At 67.8% G+C, this 19,760-nt stretch carries 18 protein-coding genes and 2 tRNA genes; 17 read left to right on the top strand and 3 right to left on the bottom strand.

Features of this window, described 5'->3' with window-relative positions; translation table 11 throughout:
* Positions 1-422: 422 nt before the first annotated feature.
* From dnaN to QE449_RS01125, 13 genes are all read left to right on the top strand, one after another.
* Positions 423-1,607, top strand: a complete 1,185-nt coding sequence (dnaN, locus tag QE449_RS01185; protein WP_027505942.1) for a DNA polymerase III subunit beta — start codon at positions 423-425, stop codon at positions 1,605-1,607.
* 46 nt (positions 1,608-1,653) lie between these two features.
* Positions 1,654-2,559 (top strand): phosphogluconate dehydrogenase (NAD(+)-dependent, decarboxylating), encoded by a 906-nt coding sequence (gene gnd / locus QE449_RS01180; RefSeq protein ID WP_027505941.1) that lies wholly within the window; start codon positions 1,654-1,656, stop codon positions 2,557-2,559.
* A complete protein-coding gene (gene recF, locus QE449_RS01175) occupies positions 2,560-3,825 on the top strand; it encodes a DNA replication/repair protein RecF (RefSeq protein WP_307108034.1) in 1,266 nt (421 codons plus the stop codon).
* Positions 3,822-4,367 (top strand): DUF721 family protein, encoded by a 546-nt coding sequence (locus QE449_RS01170; protein ID WP_027505939.1) that lies wholly within the window; start codon positions 3,822-3,824, stop codon positions 4,365-4,367. The genes recF and QE449_RS01170 overlap by 4 nt, the downstream gene beginning before the upstream one ends.
* Positions 4,368-4,521: 154 nt before the next feature.
* On the top strand, positions 4,522-5,385 hold the full coding sequence (locus QE449_RS01165; RefSeq protein WP_231476351.1) for a metal-dependent hydrolase: 864 nt from the start codon (positions 4,522-4,524) through the stop codon (positions 5,383-5,385).
* A gap of 26 nt (positions 5,386-5,411) precedes the next feature.
* Entirely contained in the window at positions 5,412-6,506 is a 1,095-nt protein-coding gene (locus QE449_RS01160) for a PDR/VanB family oxidoreductase (protein ID WP_222632697.1), read from the top strand.
* A 253-nt stretch (positions 6,507-6,759) separates the two neighbouring features.
* Entirely contained in the window at positions 6,760-8,799 is a 2,040-nt protein-coding gene (gene gyrB / locus QE449_RS01155) for a DNA topoisomerase (ATP-hydrolyzing) subunit B (RefSeq protein WP_027505936.1), read from the top strand.
* Between the two features lie 37 nt (positions 8,800-8,836).
* Entirely contained in the window at positions 8,837-11,359 is a 2,523-nt protein-coding gene (gene gyrA, locus QE449_RS01150; RefSeq protein ID WP_222649992.1) for a DNA gyrase subunit A, read from the top strand.
* Complete coding sequence (locus QE449_RS01145) at positions 11,356-12,321, top strand: DUF3566 domain-containing protein (RefSeq protein WP_307108033.1); 966 nt, start codon at positions 11,356-11,358, stop codon at positions 12,319-12,321. The genes gyrA and QE449_RS01145 overlap by 4 nt, the downstream gene beginning before the upstream one ends.
* 98 nt (positions 12,322-12,419) lie before the next feature.
* Positions 12,420-12,493: transfer RNA gene (locus QE449_RS01140), tRNA-Ile, on the top strand.
* 132 nt (positions 12,494-12,625) lie between these two features.
* A tRNA-Ala gene (locus tag QE449_RS01135) sits at positions 12,626-12,698 on the top strand.
* A gap of 121 nt (positions 12,699-12,819) precedes the next feature.
* A complete protein-coding gene (locus QE449_RS01130; RefSeq protein WP_231476347.1) occupies positions 12,820-13,815 on the top strand; it encodes a GGDEF domain-containing protein in 996 nt (331 codons plus the stop codon).
* A gap of 110 nt (positions 13,816-13,925) precedes the next feature.
* The gene (locus tag QE449_RS01125) at positions 13,926-15,242 is read left to right on the top strand and encodes an alpha/beta hydrolase (RefSeq protein ID WP_307108032.1); all 1,317 of its coding nucleotides are present in this window, start codon (positions 13,926-13,928) and stop codon (positions 15,240-15,242) included.
* A 14-nt stretch (positions 15,243-15,256) separates the two neighbouring features.
* Here QE449_RS01125 and QE449_RS01120 read toward each other — a convergent pair whose 3' ends face one another.
* Positions 15,257-15,619 carry a hypothetical protein gene (locus QE449_RS01120; protein ID WP_056695686.1) on the bottom strand — a complete coding sequence of 121 codons (363 nt, stop codon included), beginning with the start codon at positions 15,617-15,619 and terminating at the stop codon, positions 15,257-15,259.
* Positions 15,620-15,660: 41 nt separating this feature from the next.
* On the opposite strand from QE449_RS01120, the gene QE449_RS01115 reads away from it, so the two are divergent.
* The 3 genes from QE449_RS01115 to QE449_RS01105 all read left to right on the top strand — a co-directional run bounded on the left by QE449_RS01115 (position 15,661) and on the right by QE449_RS01105 (position 18,200).
* Complete coding sequence (locus QE449_RS01115) at positions 15,661-16,188, top strand: peptidylprolyl isomerase (protein WP_027505933.1); 528 nt, start codon at positions 15,661-15,663, stop codon at positions 16,186-16,188.
* 39 nt (positions 16,189-16,227) lie between these two features.
* On the top strand, positions 16,228-17,121 hold the full coding sequence (locus QE449_RS01110; protein ID WP_307108031.1) for a rhomboid family intramembrane serine protease: 894 nt from the start codon (positions 16,228-16,230) through the stop codon (positions 17,119-17,121).
* Positions 17,122-17,225: 104 nt separating this feature from the next.
* A complete protein-coding gene (locus QE449_RS01105) occupies positions 17,226-18,200 on the top strand; it encodes an IS481 family transposase (protein WP_307108030.1) in 975 nt (324 codons plus the stop codon).
* Here QE449_RS01105 and QE449_RS01100 read toward each other — a convergent pair.
* Together QE449_RS01100 and crgA are read right to left on the bottom strand one after the other, a co-directional pair.
* On the bottom strand, positions 18,197-18,658 hold the full coding sequence (locus tag QE449_RS01100; RefSeq protein WP_027505931.1) for a PH domain-containing protein: 462 nt from the start codon (positions 18,656-18,658) through the stop codon (positions 18,197-18,199). The genes QE449_RS01105 and QE449_RS01100 overlap by 4 nt on opposite strands.
* A gap of 78 nt (positions 18,659-18,736) precedes the next feature.
* The gene (crgA, locus tag QE449_RS01095; protein ID WP_027505930.1) at positions 18,737-19,000 is read right to left on the bottom strand and encodes a cell division protein CrgA; all 264 of its coding nucleotides are present in this window, start codon (positions 18,998-19,000) and stop codon (positions 18,737-18,739) included.
* A 126-nt stretch (positions 19,001-19,126) separates the two neighbouring features.
* Here crgA and QE449_RS01090 point away from each other — a divergent pair, with 126 nt between their 5' ends.
* Complete coding sequence (locus QE449_RS01090) at positions 19,127-19,759, top strand: aminodeoxychorismate/anthranilate synthase component II (protein ID WP_222632479.1); 633 nt, start codon at positions 19,127-19,129, stop codon at positions 19,757-19,759.
* The last annotated feature ends 1 nt before the right edge of the window (position 19,760 follow it).

The following is a 19,760-nucleotide window of genomic DNA, read 5'->3' as shown; positions in this document are numbered from 1 at the left end:
GAAGGGAGACGAGTTCGGCCGGGATCCGGGCCGATTCTGCTCGATACACACCTGTGGACAACTGTGTGAATAACGTGGATACCCCGGGGATGAAATCTGTAGTTCGCACCGAGTCCACCGTCCGTCCACATGTGACCCGCACCGAGCCCGTCGTGATGCCCGGGTTCATCCTCGAGCCGCCACGCCGTGCCACCAGCACCGGACAGGGTCGGTCCACAGATTCCACAGGACCTATGACTACTGCTTGTATTTCTTCCTAGGAACATCTCTTTGAAAACAGGGTGGGGACGGATCCATTCACAACCGCCTCCGAGGCCTCTGATCGAGACCAACCCCGACTTTTCAGCACGCGCTCGAGGGCATACGGTGTGGTTTGCCCACCGACTCGTGTGGAGCAGGTCAGCGAGAGGATCAACCGGGCGATGGAGCTTGGCAGTGTGAAGTTTCGAGTTGCTCGAGAAGATTTCTCCGATTCGGTGGCCTGGGTGGCGCGATCACTCCCGTCCCGTCCCGCGGTTCCCGTCCTCGGCGGTGTGCTGCTGTCGGTCGACGACTCCGGACTGACGGTCTCCGGCTTCGACTACGAGGTGTCGGCCCAGGTACGCGTTCCCGTGGAGGTCGCCGGCGGAGGCCAGGTGCTCGTGTCGGGCAAGCTGCTCGCCGACATCACGCGCTCGTTGCCGAACAAGCCGGTCGACGTCTCGGTCGACGGGACCAAGGTGCTCATCACGTGCGGCAGTGCCAAATTCTCGCTTCCCACGATGCCGGTGGAGGACTACCCGCAACTCCCCGAACTGCCGTCGCAGACGGGCACCGTCCCGGTCGACGTGTTCGCCGAGGCCATCAGCCAGGTGGCCATCGCCGCGGGCCGTGACGACACGCTCCCGATGCTCACCGGTATCCGCATGGAGATCGACGGCGACTCCGTGGTGCTCGCCGCTACCGACCGGTTCCGTCTCGCCGTGCGCGAACTCGACTGGACTCCGGCCGCACCCGGTACGGCCGCGGCGGTCCTCATCCCCGCCAAGACCCTGTCCGAGTCCGCGAAAAGCATTGGGGGAGGCGCGGAGTCGGGCGTCGAGCTCGCTCTGGGCTCCGCATCGCACATCGGCAACGACGGCCTCCTGGGCATCGTCAGCGACGGCCGCCGCACCACCACCCGCCTGCTCGACGCAGAGTTCCCGAAGTTCCGGCAGTTGCTGCCGTCCGAGCACACCGCGGTCGCCAGCGTGCCCATCGCTCCCCTCCTCGAGGCCATCAAGCGTGTCGCTCTGCTCGCCGAGCGTGGGGCGCAGGTCCGCCTCGAGTTCTCGGCCGACACGGTCACTCTGTCCGCCGGCGGCGACGATGCAGGCCGGGCCGAGGAGTCGATCGAGGCGAACTTCCAGGGCGAGCCCCTGGTGATCGCGTTCAATCCGGGGTATCTCATCGACGGTCTCAACTCGCTGCACTCCGAGCGGGTGTCCTTCGGGTTCACCACACCGAGCCGGCCCGCAGTGCTGCGCCCGGCGGGTGAGGACGAGCTCGAGCCGGACGAGACCGGAACGTTCAGCGCACCGAAGAGTGCGTACACGTACCTGCTCATGCCGGTACGCCTTCCGGGCTGAGTCGCTCGCGAGGCACCGGCGCAGGTCCATCGAAAGGAAGCCACGCATGAACATCGGGTTGGTCGGTCTCGGCAAGATGGGCTTCAACATGCGTGAGCGCTTGCGGCGCCACGACATCGAGGTCACCGGTTACGATCCGCGGCCGGAGGTCACCGACGTCGAGTCGCTCGAGGCCCTCGCCGCCGCGCTCCCCGCTCCCCGCATCGTCTGGGTGATGGTGCCGTCCGGCCCCGTCACACGCGACACCGTCACCACTCTGGCCGGCGTGCTGTCCGAGGGCGACCTCGTGATCGACGGCGGCAACTCGCGCTTCACCGATGACGCGGTGCACGCGGAACTGTTGTCCGCGAAGGGCATCGGCTATGTCGACGCCGGCGTCTCGGGCGGCGTCTGGGGCCTGGAGAACGGGTACGGCCTCATGGTCGGCGGTGCTGCCGCGGACGTCGAGCGCGCCATGCCCGTGTTCGATGCGTTGCGTCCCGAGGGCGAGCGGGCGGACGGCTTCGTCCACGCCGGCCCGGTGGGCGCGGGTCACTACGCGAAGATGGTGCACAACGGTATCGAGTACGGCCTCATGCACGCCTACGCCGAGGGGTACGAGCTCCTCGCCGCGGAGGATCTCATCGAGGACGTCACCGGTGTGGTGCGTGCGTGGACCAAGGGCACCGTCGTACGGTCGTGGTTGCTCGATCTCCTGGTGAAGGCTCTGCAGGAAGATCCGGGCTTCACCGACATCTCCGGCTACACACAGGATTCCGGTGAAGGACGCTGGACCGTCGAGGAGGCGATCCGACACTCGGTGCCGGCTCCCGTCATCTCCGCGGCACTGTTCGCGAGATTCGCGTCGCGACAGGTGGATTCGCCCGCCATGAAAGCGGTGTCCGCGCTGCGCAACCAGTTCGGTGGACACGCGGTGCAGCGTGCCCCCAACACGGAGAGCACCGGCGCGTAAGTGTTCGTCCGCTCGGCGACCCTGGTCGATTTTCGTTCCTGGCAACAACTCTCGGTGGATCTCGCGCCGGGGGTGACGGTGTTCGTCGGTCCCAACGGCCACGGGAAGACCAACATTCTCGAGGCACTGGGGTACGTCGCGACGCTGTCGTCGCACCGGGTGTCGGCCGATGCTCCGCTCGTCCGGACGGGTGCGGAACGCGCTCTCGTGCGGGCGTCCGTCGTCAACCTCGGTCGCGAGCTCACCGTCGACGTGGAGATCAACGACGGGCGGGCGAATCGCGCTCGCATCAACACTTCTCCGGTGCGGCGGACACGGGAGGTGCTGGGCATCCTGAACACGGTGCTGTTCGCACCCGAGGATCTGGCGATGGTGCGCGGCGATCCGAGCGAGCGTCGCCGCTACCTCGATGAGCTGATCGTCGCGCGGTCTCCTCGAATGGCCGCTGTCCGTGCGGATTACGACCGCGTTCTCCGGCAGAGGTCCGCGCTACTCAAGAGCGCGAGCGGGGTTCTGCGACGCGGATCGTCGTCGAGCGACGGCGCGAACGCGTTGGCCACGCTCGACGTGTGGGACGGGCAGCTCGCCGGCTTCGGTGCCGAGATCGTGGAGCACCGGCTGCGCGCGGTACGCGACGTCGGTCCCTTCGTCGTCGACGCCTACCGCCGGATCGCACCGTCGTCGCGGCCTGCGGCCATCGCGTACCGGAGCAGTCTCGCCGACGCCATGCCCCCCGAGATGCTCGCGCTGGATCGAACGGAGGAACCGGACGACGTCGAGGTGCTCGAAGCAGCCTTCCTGCAACAGCTCTCGGTGATGCGGACACGGGAGATCGAACGCGGTGTCACCCTCGTCGGCCCGCATCGTGACGATCTCGACCTCGTACTCGGAACCGATCCTGCCAAGGGGTTCGCGAGTCACGGCGAGTCGTGGTCCTTCGCACTGTCCCTGCGGCTCGGCGCTTTCGAGTTGCTGCGTTCCGAGGGTTCGGATCCCGTGCTCCTCCTCGACGACGTCTTCGCCGAACTCGATCGTGCGCGGCGGACCGCCCTGGCGGGGGTCGCGGTGACGGCGGAGCAGGTGTTGGTGACCGCGGCAGTGCCAGAGGACGTTCCGCCCGAGTTGAGAGCGCGCCGCATGGACGTCCGTGCCTACGAGACCGAGGGTGCACGCAGATCGGAACTGACCGAGGTGTCCGGGTCGGATTCTGTCGGAGGCACGTCCGATACTGATGTCGACACGAGCCACGTGGAGGAGGAGTCATGACGGACGAGACGCCGTCCGGCAGCGATCCGGCCGAGCCCCCGCTGCGCGGAGCGGACATCGCGCGGCGTGCGCTCGAGAACGCGCGTGCGGCGGCCAAGGCCAACGGCAAGGCCGTGGGGCAGGGTCGCGCGTCGACGCAACGCCGGCCGCGACGGTCGCGCACCTGGTCCGGCTCGAGGCCCGACGACCGTGATCCGCAGGCACTCGGGTCGCTCGCGAAGACGCTCGCCGCGTCGCGTGGCTGGTCGGCGAAGGTGGACGAGGGCACGGTGCTCGGCCGGTGGCCCCAGGTGGTGGGTGAGGACATCGCGGCACACGCGGAGCCGGTGTCCGTCCGGGACGGCGTGCTGGCGGTGTCGGCGGAGTCCACGGCGTGGGCGACCCAGTTGCGGTTGATGCAGTCGCAGATCCTCGCGAAGATCGCCGCGTCCGTGGGCCACGGTGTGGTCACGTCGCTCCGTATCACCGGCCCGGCTGCGCCCAGTTGGAAGAAGGGCGACCGTCACGTGTCGGGTCGCGGACCTCGTGACACCTACGGGTGAACCCCCGGGCCCATTGATCGATGTCACGAGGGTGCGTAGCGTTTCACGGGGAAACGACCGGACGTGGTGATCGGGGACAGCGTCACGGTGGATCCGATCCGAACTCGCGCTCTGCGGCGAATGATCGAATGATCAGCCACGAAAGGACCCGATGATGAACGACGATCCAGGACCCGTCGTCCTGCAGGCGCGCAACGTCTCGTTCGACTGGGAGTCCATGCGCATGCACTACATGGACGGTGACCCCCTGGCCACGCACCTCATGAACGTGATGCACCTGTTCCTCCCCGAGGGCGAGGAGTGGTTCGTGCGCGTGTTCAAGGAGGCGCTGCCGTTGATCCACGACGAGAAGCTGCGCGCCGACGTGATCGGCTTCATCGGCCAGGAGGCCATGCACGCGCAGGCGCACTCCGGCATCCACACGTTCCTGGCCGACCAGGGCCTGGACCCGGCGCCGTACGTGAAGCAGATGGAGTACGTCTTCCGGGTCGCTCTCGACAAGAGGTCGACGAACACCAAGAACAGCCTCGTCGAGCGCCTGGCCCTGATCGCCGCCATCGAGCACCTCACGTCGTTCCTCGGCATGTGGGTGCTGACGGAGAAAGGCCTGGACGAGGCGGACGTGGATCCCCGCATGCTGGACCTCGTGCGCTGGCACGGGGCCGAGGAGGTGGAGCACCGCGCCGTGGCCTACGACGTGTTGCAGTACTTCGACACGCGACGGTTCCGCCGCACGCGTACCTACCTTCTCGTCGCACCGACCGTCGTGGTCATGTGGGGCCGCGGTCTCCGCTTCCTCATGAAGAACGATCCGACGCTGACGGACGATCAGCGCAGCTACACGCTGAAGCAGATCAGGGCCGTCACGCAGCGCGGGTTGTTCCCCACCGCCAAGGCCGTCGGCAAGGCGTCCGTGCGGTACCTGCGGAAGGACTACCACCCGTCCAAGGAGGGATCCACCTCGTTGGCAGTCGCGTACCTCGCCACCTCCCCGGCGGCGAGGGCCGCCACGGTCTGATGGGCGATCGCACGTTCGCACGAGCCATGGCGGCCGTGCGCGAGTACCGCGCGTCCCGGACGATTCCCGAGGATCTGCTCGGCAAGGGCGGCATGGACGAGTCGCTGGCGCAGATCACGGACGGGCTGGACAAACTGTTCGCCATCCTGGATCACTCGAAGTACAAGGCGCGTGCGGCGCCGGTCCAGACGCGGACGCACACGATGGCGGTCTCCGAGCGTTTCACGCTGTGCCGGGACGAGAACGTGGTCGGGCTGACGCTTCGCCGAGTCGACGGCGGGGACGTCCCGCCGTGGCATCCGGGCAGCCACCTCGACCTCGTGCTCCCTTCGGGGCGTCGCCGGCAGTACTCGCTGTGCGGTGACCCGCTCGAGAAGGACGCGTACTCGATCGCGGTGCGACTGGTACCGGACGGCGGCGGCGGTTCGGCCGAGATGCACACCCTCGAGGTGGGAGACAGACTCTCGGTCACCGGCCCGCGCAACGCTTTTCCGTTCTACGCGTCCGGATCCGCGTTGTTCGTGGCCGGCGGTATCGGCATCACCGCGATCATCCCGATGGTGCGGCGGGCCCGTGCCCTCGGCATGGACTGGCATCTGGTCTACAGCGGACGCTCACGGCAGTCGATGCCGTTCCTCGACGAGGTGTCGACGTGGGACCAGGAGCGTGTGACCGTCCGGACCGACGACGTCGACGGGTTGCCCACCGCAGCGGATCTTCTCCGCCACGCGCCGGACGGCGGATCCGTCTACTGCTGTGGTCCGCCGCCGATGCTGGCTCTGGTGCGTGAAGGTGTCCCGGCGACGGGGGCGACGCGTCTGCACTACGAGCGGTTCTCGCCGCCGCCCGTCGTAGCGGGATCCCCGTTCAGTGTCGAACTCGCGTCGTCCGGGACGGTGCTCGACGTCGCGGCGGACCGGACGGCACTCGACGTGATCCGCGAGGTCGTCCCGGGTGTGCCGTACTCGTGCCGCCAGGGCTTCTGCGGAACGTGCAAGGTGAAGGTTCTGGCCGGCGCTCCCGAGCACCGGGACCGACGCCTCGCCGACGACGAGCGCGAGGATCACATGCTGATCTGTGTGTCGCGCTCCGCGGGCGAGCGGCTGACGCTCGATCTCTGACGCGCGGAGCCCTCGTACCCACGAAATGAACCGCGGAACACGAGAAAAGTCCGTCTCCGACGCAATGAGGGGCCGTTTCGGGTGTCGACGTGAGCCGCGACCCACGCTTTACCGGTACGATGGACCGGTAAAGACCACCGAGCGCGAGGGGCATGCGTCCCCGAGCGCATTTTTTCGGGTCGAGGTCCTCTGCCGTCCTCACCGAGCGAGGTGAGTGTCGGGGGAGCGTAGTCGAGAAGGAGAACAGCTGACCGTGGCTGACCCCAAGGCAGGCAAGAGCGACAAGCCGAAGGAATACGACGCGTCGTCGATCACCGTCCTCGAAGGACTCGAGGCGGTACGCAAGCGACCCGGTATGTACATCGGTTCCACCGGAGAGCGCGGCCTGCACCACCTGATCTGGGAGGTCGTCGACAACTCCGTCGACGAGGCGATGGCAGGTCATGCCACCACGGTGGAGGTCACCCTTCTCGCCGACGGCGGCGTGCGGGTCGTCGACGACGGTCGCGGTATCCCCGTCGGCATGCACTCCTCGGGCATCCCGACCATCGAGGTCGTCATGACTCAGCTGCACGCCGGCGGCAAGTTCGACTCCGACTCCTACGCGGTGTCCGGCGGCCTGCACGGCGTGGGTATCTCCGTGGTCAACGCTCTGTCGACGACCCTGCTGGCGCAGGTCGACAACGACGGCTTCCACTGGGAGCAGACCTACACGCGATCCGTCCCCGGCGAGCTGATCAAGGGCGAGCCGACGAAGCGCACGGGTACGGCGATCTCGTTCTGGCCGGACGCGGACATCTTCGAGGAGACCGTCTTCAAGTTCGACACGGTCGCGCGTCGCCTGCAGGAGATGGCGTTCCTGAACAAGGGACTCACCATCGTCCTCACCGACGAGCGCGCCTCGGACATCGAGCGCATCGCCGACGAGGCCTCCGAGAGCGAGCTGGCGGAGACGCCCAAGGCGGACGCCGAGGAGCCGTCGGGAGCACCGGCCAAGATCAAGACCCGGACCTACCACTACCCCGGTGGTCTCGAGGACTACGTCCGCTACATCAACCGTGCGAAGACGCCGCAGCATCCGTCGGTCATCGGCTTCTCGGCCAAGGGCCCGGGCCACGAACTCGAGATCGCGATGCAGTGGAACTCGACGTACGCGGAGTCCGTGCACACGTTCGCAAACACGATCAACACGCACGAGGGCGGTACGCACGAAGAGGGGTTCCGCTCCGCGCTGACCAACGTCGTGAAGAAGTACGCCAACGAGAAGAAGCTCGTCAAGGAGAAGGACGGCATCCTCACCGGAGACGACATCCGCGAGGGTCTCGCCGCCATCATCTCCGTCAAGGTCGGTGAGCCGCAGTTCGAGGGCCAGACGAAGACCAAGCTCGGCAACACCGAGGTGAAGTCCTTCGTGCAGAAGGCCGCCGGCGAACACCTCACGCACTGGTTCGAGGCGAATCCCGCCGAGGCCAAGCTCATCATCTCCAAGGCCGTCGCCTCGATGCAGGCGCGCACAGCTGCTCGTCGTGCGCGAGATCTGGTGCGGCGCAAGAGCGCCACCGACATCGGTGGACTGCCGGGCAAGCTCGCGGACTGCCGTTCCAATGATCCGTCGAAGTGCGAGATCTACATCGTGGAGGGCGACTCGGCCGGCGGCTCCGCCAAGTCCGGTCGCGACTCGATGTATCAGGCCATTCTTCCGTTGCGCGGCAAGATCATCAACGTCGAGAAGGCCCGCATCGACCGTGTCCTCAAGAACACCGAGGTCCAGTCGATCATCACGGCGTTCGGCACCGGCATCCACGACGAGTTCGACATCGCGAAGCTGCGCTATCACAAGATCGTGCTGATGGCCGACGCCGACGTCGACGGCCAGCACATCTCGACTCTGTTGCTCACCTTGCTGTTCCGCTTCATGCGGCCTCTCGTGGAGCACGGCTACGTCTACCTGGCCATGCCGCCGCTGTACAAGCTCAAGTGGCAGCGAGGTGCGGATCCCGAGTTCGCCTACTCCGATCGGGAGCGCGACGGACTGATCGAGGCCGGCCTGGCGTCGGGCAAGAAGATCAACAAGGACGACGGCATCCAGCGCTACAAAGGCCTGGGCGAGATGAACGCGAAGGAACTGTGGGAGACCACGATGGATCCGAGCGTGCGCGTGCTGCGTCAAGTGACTCTGGACGACGCTGCCGCCGCCGACGAACTCTTCTCCATCCTCATGGGTGAGGACGTCGAGGCCCGCCGCAGCTTCATCACCCGTAATGCCAAGGACGTTCGTTTCCTCGACGTATAGGCGCTCCGCGCCCCGAGCGCCGCGCTAGGAGAATGCAATGACAGACACCACCCTGCCCCCCACCGGCGGCGACGGACCCACGTCCGACCGCATCGAGCTGGTCGACATCCAGCAGGAGATGCAGAACAGCTACATCGACTACGCGATGAGCGTCATCGTCGGTCGAGCACTCCCGGAGGTGCGCGACGGTCTCAAGCCCGTGCACCGCCGCGTGCTGTACGCCATGTTCGACAACGGATATCGACCCGATCGCGGATACGTGAAGTCGGCTCGACCGGTGGCCGAGACCATGGGCAACTACCACCCCCACGGCGACAGCTCGATCTACGACACCCTCGTGCGCATGGCGCAGCCGTGGTCCATGCGGTACCCGCTCGTCGACGGTCAGGGCAACTTCGGTTCCCGCGGCAACGACGGCCCGGCGGCCATGCGGTACACCGAGTGTCGGCTCACTCCTCTCGCGATGCAGATGCTCGCGGACATCGAGGAGGAGACCGTCGACTTCATCGCGAACTACGACGGCCGCACCCTCGAGCCGACCGTGCTGCCCGCCCGGTTCCCCAACCTGCTCGCCAACGGCAGTGGCGGCATCGCGGTCGGCATGGCGACCAACGTTCCGCCGCACAACCTTCGGGAACTCGCCGAGGGTGTGTACTGGATGTTGGACAACTACGAGGCCAGTGAAGAGATCGCCCTCGAGGCGATGATCGAGCGGATCAAGGGACCGGACTTCCCCACTCACGGTCTCATCGTCGGATCGCAGGGCATCGAGGACGCGTACCGCACCGGTCGCGGATCGATCCGCATGCGCGGCGTGGTCGACATCGAGGAGGGGGAGCGCGGCGGCACGCAGATCGTCGTCACCGAGCTGCCGTTCCAGGTGAACCCGGACAACATGATCGCCTCGATCGCCGAGCAGCTCAAGGACGGCCGCATCGCCGGCATCTCCGACATCGAGGACCAGTCGTCCGACCGCGTCGGTATGCGCATCGTCATCAAGCTGCGTCGCGACGCGGTCGCGAAGGTGGTGCTGAACAACCTCTACAAGCACAGCCAGTTGCAGACGAGCTTCGGCGCCAACATGCTCTCGATCGTCGACGGCGTTCCGCGCACCCTGCGAATCGACCAGATGATCAAGCTGTACGTGACCCACCAGCTCGACGTGATCGTCCGTCGTACGCGGTACCGGTTGCGGAAGGCCGAGGAGCGGGCCCACATCCTGCGCGGACTGGTGAAGGCGCTCGACGCCCTCGACGAGGTCATCGCGTTGATCCGCCGGTCCGCCGACGCCGATGTCGCACGCCAGGGCCTGATGGACCTGCTCGACGTCGACCAGATCCAGGCGGACGCCATCCTCGCGATGCAGCTGCGTCGCCTCGCTGCCCTCGAACGGCAGCGCATCGTCGACGAGCTCGCCGCGATCGAGATCGAGATCGCGGACCTGCAGGACATCCTGGACCGTCCGGAGCGTCAGCGGGAGATCGTGCGCTCGGAGCTGAAGGAGATCGTCGACAAGTTCGGCGACGATCGTCGTACCCGGATCATCGCGGCCGACGGCGACGTCAGCGACGAGGACCTGATCGCGCGTGAGAACGTCGTGGTCACCATCACGGAGACGGGGTATGCCAAGCGCACGCGGACCGACCTCTACCGATCGCAGAAGCGCGGCGGCAAGGGTGTGCAGGGCGCGGGTCTCAAGCAGGACGACATCGTCAGCAAGTTCTTCGTCTGCTCGACGCACGACTGGATCCTGTTCTTCACCACGAAGGGCCGGGTCTACCGGGCCAAGGCGTACGAGCTCCCCGAGGCCAACCGCACGGCCCGCGGACAGCACGTCGCCAACCTGTTGGCGTTCCAGCCCGACGAGCGCATCGCGCAGATCATCCAGATCAAGACCTACGACGACGCGCCGTACCTGGTGCTCGCGACGAAGGCCGGTCTGGTGAAGAAGTCCAAGTTGGCCGACTTCGACTCCAACCGTTCCGGTGGCATCGTGGCCGTCAACCTGCGTGGCGACGACGAGCTGGTCGGAGCCGTGCTGTGCACCAATTCGGACGACCTGCTGCTCGTGTCCGCTCAGGGCCAGTCGATCCGCTTCTCGGCCACCGACGAGGTGCTGCGCCCGATGGGCCGCGCCACTTCGGGTGTCCAGGGAATGCGCTTCAACGGCGAGGACGCACTGCTCTCCCTGAACGTGGTGAAGGACGGCACGTACCTGCTGGTCGCCACGTCCGGTGGCTACGCGAAGCGCACCGCGATGGAGGACTACCCCCCGCAGGGCCGCGGTGGCAAGGGCGTGCTGACCATTCAGTACGACCCGCGTCGTGGCACCCTGGTGGGAGCGCTCATCGTCGAGGACGACGACGAGCTCTACGCCATCACCTCGAGCGGCGGTGTCATCCGCACCGCGGCTCGTCAGGTTCGCAAGGCAGGACGCCAGACCAAGGGCGTTCGGCTGATGAACCTCGGCGACGGCGACAACCTGCTGGCCATCGCACGCAACGCGGACGAGCCGGAGGACCTCGCGATCGCCGAGGCCGACGGATCCAAGGAGTCATGAGCGCAGTGAGTACTCCCGAACAGCCCGGGTCCACCGGAAACGGACGCCCCGCGCCGAGCACCACGTCCGACCGTCAGGCCCCACGGCCTGCCGGCGGACCCCCGGCACCTCGCCCGCCCGCGGCGTGGCCGCCTGCCCAGCAGGACGGCGCACGCCAGGACGGGGTGCAGCAGGACTCCGCTCGACAGGACCCTGCTCGGCAGGACCCCGGCCATCAGGGTCCCCGTCCGGCTCGGACACCGGACTCCCAGCAGGCTCCCGTGCGGGAGCAGCAGCCACCTCAGCGGCAGCCGCAGACGAACCTGCAGAGCCGTCCCTCTCCGACGGGCCGCGCTCCCGAGCAGGCTCGTCCGGACCAGGGTCAGGCCCGGACGACCGTGCAGCCCGCTGCACGTCCGACGGACGGTCAGGACCGTCCCCGCCAGGGGCGTCCCGCCGAGGCGACGGCCAAGGCTGCGGTGATCGACGGGCCGACGCGCAACATCGCGCGGAACGACCTGCCCACCGACATGCCGGACCTCTCGACGGTCCGTCACCCGCAGCAGGAGGAGCAGCGCACCGAGCGCGCCACCCCGATGATGACGGCGCGATCGTCGGAGTCCGGTGAGCCGCTGCGCGCGACCGTCCAGGTGCGCAAGATCGATCCGTGGTCGATGTTGAAGCTGTCGCTCGTGATCTCCGTGTCGCTGTTCTTCGTCTGGATGGTGGCCGTCGGGCTGCTGTACATGGTGCTCGACGGCATGGGCGTGTGGGATCGACTGAACAATGCGTTCTCCGACATCGTCGCCACGTCCGGCGAGTCCGGGTTGGTGTCGGCCGGCCAGATCTTTGGTTACGCCGCCGTCATCGGTCTCATCAACGTGGTGCTGTTCACAGCACTGACGACCATCGGCACGTTCATCTACAACCTGTGCTCCGACCTCGTCGGTGGCCTGGAAGTGACGCTGGCGGACCGGGACTGACCCACCGCACACCGGCGTTTTGGTCTCGCGCCGTGTGTGCGGTAATCTCGTTCCTCGGTCAGCACAGCACGTTCCACCGTGCTCTGCGAGCCGAGTGCGGGCCTATAGCTCAGGCGGTTAGAGCGCTTCCCTGATAAGGAAGAGGTCGGAGGTTCAAGTCCTCCTAGGCCCACGAACGAGAGCGAGAAAGGATGTCCGTGAGGATTCTTCTCCCCGCCCTCGTGACGTCGGTCGTCGTTGCCGTCACTGTTCGCGCGATCCGCGTGGAGAGTACGCGGTGGCATCGTCTGCCGGATGTCGATCCGGGGCCTTAGCTCAGTTGGTAGAGCGCTGCCTTTGCAAGGCAGATGTCAGGAGTTCGAATCTCCTAGGCTCCACAGTCACGACCACACCCTGTTCCGCATGCCGGAGCAGGGTGTTCTCGTCTCTGGACATGTCACCATGCCCACCGGCGATGCTTCGTCCACCACTGCGCGCCTCATCGTCGATACTTGACGCGTGAACCCCGGACGAGGAACAGAAGCGAGCACCGCGATGGTGGTCTATCTCTGTCCCACCGCCGTTCTCTTCATCGCCGGTGCCGTCGCGTTCTCGGGCACGACCACCGGAACCGTGGTCATGGTCCTCGCGGCAGGTCTCCAACTCCTCGGTGCGGCCGTCCTGCACTTCGGCCCGCGTCCGACCTCGCCTCGCACGCTGGGCATCGTGACGGGCGGCGCCGTCGCGTCGCTGTGCGCGATGTTCCTCACGTCGGACGGACCGGTGGCGTACCTGCTGCTGAGTCAGGCGGCGATGTTCCTGGGCATGCAGCTCGCGGGGTACTGGAGTGAGCGCGGCGGCTGGGTGTGGGTGAGCGTGCTGACGGTGGGATCGGTCGTGGCGGCCGCGCTGTCGCCGTCGACCATGCCGATGGTGGGTTACGTCCTCACCGCGCTGGGCATCGTGGCCGCCGCCGAGTTCTTCGGCTCCCACTCGCGGCGCATGCGGCACTCGGCGTCGCGGGACGCCCTGACCGGACTCCTCAACCGTCAGGGCCTCGAGGACCGCGTCGAGAAACTGCTCCCGGTCTTCGCCTCTCGTGGTCTGCCGGTGAGCATGGCGGTTCTCGATCTCGACAACTTCAAGACGGTGAACGACATCTACGGGCACATCGCCGGCGACGTACTGCTCGAGCGGGTCTCGGCAGCGTGGCGCGGTCAGCTGCGCAAGGGCGACGTCCTGGGCCGTCTCGGCGGCGACGAGTTCGTGCTGTTCATGCCGGGAACCGGTGAGGGCGAGGCGGCGACCCTTCTGGAGCGGCTGCGGGCAGCGCACTCGGCCGAGTGGAGCGTCGGACTGGTCTGCATGCCCACCGTGCGCAAGTGGTCGGAGATCTACCGGGCCGCCGACGCCGAGCTCTACAAGGCCAAGCGCAGCCGAGGTGCCCAGCAGATGTCCACGCCGGTGCCCAGGGCCGTCATCGAGGACACCGGAGTGCCCGCCGAGCGGCGCTGACGGCTCGTTCCCCGGGCTGTGGACGACGCAGCCAGGCCCGCCGGCTCCATCTGGTCCACTGTCCGCTCGAGGCGGCCTCCACGTGCCGTCCGGGAACGACGGGGGTCGGCGTGAGCGAGTCGGTGGTCTGGACAGCACCGGACATGTGGAACATGCACACGAGGGTGGTGTCCGCGGGGACTCGCCTGCGCGTGCTGGTCGATCGCACGACCGCGATCGGGCGGCTGCCCGGGTGGGAGGGAGCGGCGGCCGACGCCGCTCGGTCGGCCGTCGTGGGTACGGCGGCGGAGCTGTCGACGCGAGCGGACGTGTTGGGTCGGATCGCGGACGTCCTCGCCCGCGCGGGTGACGACCGTGCAGCCCTGTCGCGATGGGATCCCGCGGATCGGACGGGCGCCCTCGCCGAACTGGATCGCACGGTCGCCGAGGACCTGACCAGGGCAGGCGGAGACGCGCCGCCGGACTCGGCGCCCACGAGGGCCGCGGCGGTGCTCGACACCGCCAACCGGGCGCGGATGGCCGAGGACCGTGAGCGCCTCGTCGTCGCCGAACGCGACTTGTCCGCGCGACTCGACGACGCCGCGTTCGGGGGCGCGTTCTCGAACGTGGACGCGGGACTCGCCGAGACGCGGCAGCGCCTGGCGGCCATCGACGCGCTGATCGAGGTGCTCGCGCGACCCGAGCGCCGTCTCGTGCACTACGAGGCTGGCGCGCGCCGCACCCTGGCGGCGGTGTCCGTCGGCGACCTCGACGGTGCGGATCGGGTGGCGGTGGTGGTTCCGGGCGCCGGGACCACGGTGGCGGGGTCGATCGCGCGACACGACGGCGAGACGGCGGCACTCGTCACCGAGGCGGGTGCGCTGTCACCCGGCTCCTTCGCCGCAGGTGTGTCGTGGCTCGGATACGAAGCGCCGCAATGGAACACGGAGCTCGTCGAGCCCGGGCGCAGCGTGGCCTCGACCGCACCGGCTGCGGCCGGCGCGCCGGCACTCGTCGGCGTTCTCGAGGCGCTCGGCGATCGTCGACACGGTGGTGATGCTCCGGAGGTGACGCTGGTGGCGCACTCCTACGGCACCGTCGTCGCGGCGCAGGCCATCGAGGCCGGTGCCCCCGTCGACGCCGTGGTGGTGATGGGCTCGCCCGGATGGAGCGACCGCGCCGCCGCAGCCGCGCCGGGCCCGGTGCACGTCGCCGAGGCGGCGTGGGACCCCGTCGCCGACCTGGGACGGTTCGGGCCCGATCCCAGCGAGCGACCCGAGACCGAGGCGCTGGACACGGCGGGCACCGTGGGCCATGCCGACTACCTGGAACCGGGCAGCGTGTCGGCACGGGCCGTGGCCGAGGTGGTGGCCGGAGTGCCGAGCCCACCCGCCCCACGAACCATGGACTTGGCCGACGTGGCGCGGTTCGTGCTCGGGATGCTCTGACCGGCGGAGCAGTGTCAGGGCGCCTGGTGACCGTTGGTCGTCGGCGTGCCCAGGCTCGGCGGCTCGGCGGCGGGAGGGGGCAGCTCGGTGCGGCGCGAGCGGGAGAACGCGACAGCGCCGGCGCCGAGGAGGACGAGCAGTCCGATCACGCCGGCGCGGCGGCCGGGCACGAACCGACCGCGTCGAACGGGCGCCGCCGCACGCACGGGTGCGGGACGAGCGGCACGCTGCTGGGCGCGTCGTGACCGGAGGACCGACACCCCCTTGCGAGTGACGACGAAACCTGTTGCTGCGGGGCCCTTCGCGAGCGTGAGGGCGGTGTCACGGGCGATGCCGAGCGCCTTCTTGGCGGTGGCACTGTCGGGTGTTGACGTCATCCGTTCACCCTTGCACATTCCCCGGGTGGCACGATGGTGTTGTGACCTCACCTCTACAGACTCAGACCGCGACCCTGCACACGAATCACGGCGACATCGTGATCGCCCTCTTCGGCAACCACGCGCCGAAGACGGTCGAGAACTTCGTCGGTCTCGCGCAGGGCACCAAGGACTACAGCACGAAGAACGCGTCGGGCTCCTCCGAGGGACCTTTCTACGACGGCGCGATCTTCCACCGCGTCATCGCGGGCTTCATGCTCCAGGGTGGTGACCCCACCGGCACCGGCACGGGTGGTCCCGGATACAAGTTCGGTGACGAGTTCCACCCCGAGCTGTCGTTCGACCGTCCGTACCTGCTCGCCATGGCGAACGCGGGCCCCGGCACCAACGGTTCGCAGTTCTTCATCACCGTCGGCCCGACTCCGCATCTCAACCGTCGCCACACCATCTTCGGCGAGGTCATCGATCCCGCGTCGCAGAAGGTCGTCGACGAGATCGGCTCGACCGCGACCGGCCGCGGCGATCGCCCCGTGAACGACGTCGTCATCGAATCCGTCACCATTGCCTGATTCGACCGACACGGTCCCCCGTCGCGAGATCGGTGTGACATGACAGGACCAGGATGGGGCGGCGCTCCGGTGCCGCCCCTCCCTGTCTGCGTGCGCCACCCCGATCGGCCCACCGGCCTGTCCTGCACCCGGTGCGACCGACCGGCCTGCCCGGAATGCCTGCGGCCGGCCGCGGTGGGTCAGCACTGTGTCGAGTGCGTGGCACAGGCTGCGGGGTCTATCCCGCGTGCCCGCACGATGGCCGGCGGTGTCAGCAGGACCGTCTCCACCCCCGTCGTCACCTACGCGCTGATGGCACTGAACATCCTCGTGTTCGCCCTCACGGCCGCTCAGTCCGGCGGCCTGGCGAACCAGTCGAGCTCGCTGTTCCGCAGCTGGCAGCTCGTTCCGCTCCTGGTGGCCGACGGCGATGTCGTCCGCATCCTGGGCAGTGGTTTCCTGCACTCCGGCATCGTGCACCTCGCCGTGAACATGTTCGCCCTGTACGTCATCGGGCGCGATTGCGAACTGGTGCTCGGACGCTCGCGATACCTCGCCGTGTACGTCGTCGCGCTGCTGGGCGGCGCCGCGGCGGTGATGTGGCTGTCCAGCCCCCTGGTGGCGACGGTCGGAGCATCCGGCGCCGTGTTCGGCCTCCTCGGTGCACAGGCCGTGATCCTCGTCCGACTGCGCCGCAGCCCCACCCCGGTGCTCGTCGTGATCGGGCTCAACGTGGTGCTGAGCATCGCGATCCCCGGTATCTCCCTGTGGGGACACCTCGGCGGGCTCGCCGCCGGTGCCGCCGCCACGGCCGCGGTGCTGTTCGTCACCGGTTCGGACGCTCGTCGGTCACGCCGACTGGGATGGTTCGGCATCGCCGGCGTCGGGCTGCTCGCCCTGGCGCTGATCGGTCTGCGTGCCGCGACGCTCGCTCCGACTCTCGTGGTGGGCTAGTTGTAGTTCTTGCTGAGGTTGTGAACGGCGTGGCGTGAGTCGATGAGGGAGGGCCTCCGGTATCGGTGTGGTTACCACACACACCCCGACCACCAGAGGCCCTCATGACACACGCTAACGCCTACCTCACCCCTCGGGGACGGTTGGACCTGGCACGCACCATCGTCGACGCCGGCTGGACCGTCCGCCGCGCCGCCGAACGATTCCAGTGCTCACCCGCCACCGCATCGAAGTGGGCGCGGCGTTACGCCGCCGGCGGTGCAGCGGCGATGAGCGACGCCTCGAGCCGCCCACACCGCAGTCCCACCCGCACCGACCAGCGCACCGAACGCCGAATCATCAACCTGCGCTTCACCAGGCGGTGGGGACCTCACCGCATCGCCTACCACCTGCACCTGGCCCGCTCGACCGTCGAAGCAGTACTGCGCCGATACGCGATGCCGTTGCTGTCCCACCTGGACCAGAACACCGGACTACCCGTCCGACGCCCACGGGCCCAACGCTACGAACACCCCACCCCTGGCGATCTGGTGCACGTCGACATCAAGAAACTGGGCCGCATCCCCGACGGCGGCGGGCACCGCAAGTTCGGCCGCACGATCGGCAACCGGCACAACAAGAAGCAAAGCCTCGGATACGCGTACGTCCACCACGCCGTCGACGACCACTCCCGGCTCGCGTACTCCGAGATCCTCGCCGATGAACGCAAGGAGACCGCCGCAGCGTTCTGGACCCGCGCCCAAGCGTACTTCGCAGCGCACGGCGTCACCGTCACCCGAGTGCTCACCGACAACGGATCCTGTTACCGCTCAACACTGTTCGCCGAAGCGCTCGGAACTGTGGTCCGCAAACGGACCCGCCCGTACCGGCCGCAGACCAACGGCAAAGTCGAACGGTTCAACCGCACCCTCGCCGCCGAGTGGGCCCACGCCCACACTTACCTGTCCGACGAAGCCCGCGCAGCGACCTACCAGGACTGGATCCACACCTACAATCACCACCGACCCCACACCGGCATCGGTGGCCAGTCACCTATCGACCGCGTCCCCGTCCGCAACGTCCCTGGGAACTACAGCTAGTCCCGCTGCGACCAGCCCGCGTCGACCCACCCGTGTAGCTCGAGGGTGTCGAACACGGCGCGCGGATCGGCCCCGAGGTCCCAGCGACCGAAGATGACGAGTCGCTCGTCGTCGCCGTCGGTCACGTCCATCTCCAGCATCGGAACCCGTCGACCGAGCCGCGGGTACGGGACCAGACGCAGTGAGAGCACGTCGTCGCGCCCGTAGTCGCGGGTTCCGCGCAGAGTTCTGATGCGCAGGACGTCGCCGTCGACACTCAACTTCGGACGTTGGACCGCGGCCAGCACAGCCAGCGCCAGGGCTGCCAGTGCGGCGAGTCCGATGAGCGCGCGGCCGGCCGGATCACCCGTCGTGGCGACGGCAGCGGCGGCGAGTGCAGCGGCTCCCACCCCCAGCGCGGCCACGGCGGCGAGGGGTGTGGACCAGGACTGCGGTGCCTCGCGGCCACCTGTGGACAAGTTATCCACAGAAGTTATCCACAGTGTGGATGAACAACACGCGTGTAATTTCGGCGCGCATGGCGGAGGAAGCCCCGGTCAGCGCCATTTCATCGTCATGACGAGACCGACAATCCAGAAACCGAAGCCGATCAGCAGGTTGTAGGCCCCCAGATCCGACATCCAGCCGATGCTGTCCTGGGCGAGGTAGTACACGATGAGATACACCAGACCGAGCACCATGAAACCGAACATGACCGACAGATACAGCGTGCTCGACGGCGCGGCCTTGACCTTGACGGGCGTCCGCGACGCCGGATCGATCGTGTAGTCGGGCTTCTTGCGGACCTTCGACTTGGGCATGGATGACCTCGAACTCTCGTACCGGACTGCAGGCGGGCGGGTGTGAGCCACGGTGGGGACGCTCACTGCTCACGTCCACGATAACCTGCAGCCGAGCTCCCACCCGTGCGGCATTAGTCTTGTGACATGCGCATCCTCGTCGTCGACAACTACGACAGCTTCGTGTTCAACCTGGTCCAGTACCTCGGCCAGCTGGGGACACGGGCCCGAGTGCTGCGGAACGACGACCCCGGGGTGCTCGATGTCGAGGCCGCAGTGGCGGAGGTGGACGGAGTGCTGCTCAGTCCCGGACCCGGCACGCCGCAGCGTGCCGGCGTCACCATGGACATGGTGCAGGCCTGCGCGTCGTCGGGAACGCCCCTGCTGGGCGTGTGCCTCGGACACCAGGCCATCGGTGCCTCCTTCGGCGGCGTGGTCGAACGCGCGCCGGAACTGCTGCACGGTAAGACCAGCGTCGTCCACCACTCCGGAGACGGCGTGCTGGCAGGGTTGCCGGATCCGTTCACCGCGACGCGCTACCACTCGTTGACGGTGCGGGAGGACACGATCCCGGACGACCTCGAGGTGACCGCGCGCACCGAGAGCGGCATCGTCATGGCGATGCGCCACCGGGAGCTGCCGATCCACGGCGTGCAGTTCCACCCCGAGTCGGTCATGACGCAGGGTGGTCACCGCATGCTGGCGAACTGGCTCGCCGTGTGCGGCGAGGCTCCCGAACCGGGCCTGGTGGCCGAGCTCGAGAGCGCCGCCCGCGTCTGAG

Source organism: Rhodococcus sp. SORGH_AS_0303 (assembly GCF_030819335.1).
GTDB lineage: Bacteria > Actinomycetota > Actinomycetes > Mycobacteriales > Mycobacteriaceae > Rhodococcoides.
The sequence above is the reverse complement of the archived record's forward strand: the minus strand, read 5'-3'. Positions and strand labels throughout refer to the sequence as shown.

Excerpts from the sequence above, each read along its gene's own strand:
- gnd (WP_027505941.1), top strand. The coding sequence starts at position 1,654 with ATGAACATCGGGTTGGTCGGTCTCGGCAAGATGGGCTTCAACATGCGT.
- QE449_RS01105 (WP_307108030.1), top strand. The coding sequence starts at position 17,226 with ATGACACACGCTAACGCCTACCTCACCCCTCGGGGACGGTTGGACCTG.
- gyrA (WP_222649992.1), top strand. The coding sequence starts at position 8,837 with ATGACAGACACCACCCTGCCCCCCACCGGCGGCGACGGACCCACGTCC.
- QE449_RS01120 (WP_056695686.1), bottom strand. The coding sequence starts at position 15,619 with ATGACGTCAACACCCGACAGTGCCACCGCCAAGAAGGCGCTCGGCATC.
- dnaN (WP_027505942.1), top strand. The coding sequence starts at position 423 with ATGGAGCTTGGCAGTGTGAAGTTTCGAGTTGCTCGAGAAGATTTCTCC.
- QE449_RS01090 (WP_222632479.1), top strand. The coding sequence starts at position 19,127 with ATGCGCATCCTCGTCGTCGACAACTACGACAGCTTCGTGTTCAACCTG.
- QE449_RS01145 (WP_307108033.1), top strand. The coding sequence starts at position 11,356 with ATGAGCGCAGTGAGTACTCCCGAACAGCCCGGGTCCACCGGAAACGGA.
- QE449_RS01170 (WP_027505939.1), top strand. The coding sequence starts at position 3,822 with ATGACGGACGAGACGCCGTCCGGCAGCGATCCGGCCGAGCCCCCGCTG.
- crgA (WP_027505930.1), bottom strand. The coding sequence starts at position 19,000 with ATGCCCAAGTCGAAGGTCCGCAAGAAGCCCGACTACACGATCGATCCG.
- QE449_RS01110 (WP_307108031.1), top strand. The coding sequence starts at position 16,228 with ATGACAGGACCAGGATGGGGCGGCGCTCCGGTGCCGCCCCTCCCTGTC.
- QE449_RS01160 (WP_222632697.1), top strand. The coding sequence starts at position 5,412 with ATGGCGGCCGTGCGCGAGTACCGCGCGTCCCGGACGATTCCCGAGGAT.
- QE449_RS01165 (WP_231476351.1), top strand. The coding sequence starts at position 4,522 with ATGAACGACGATCCAGGACCCGTCGTCCTGCAGGCGCGCAACGTCTCG.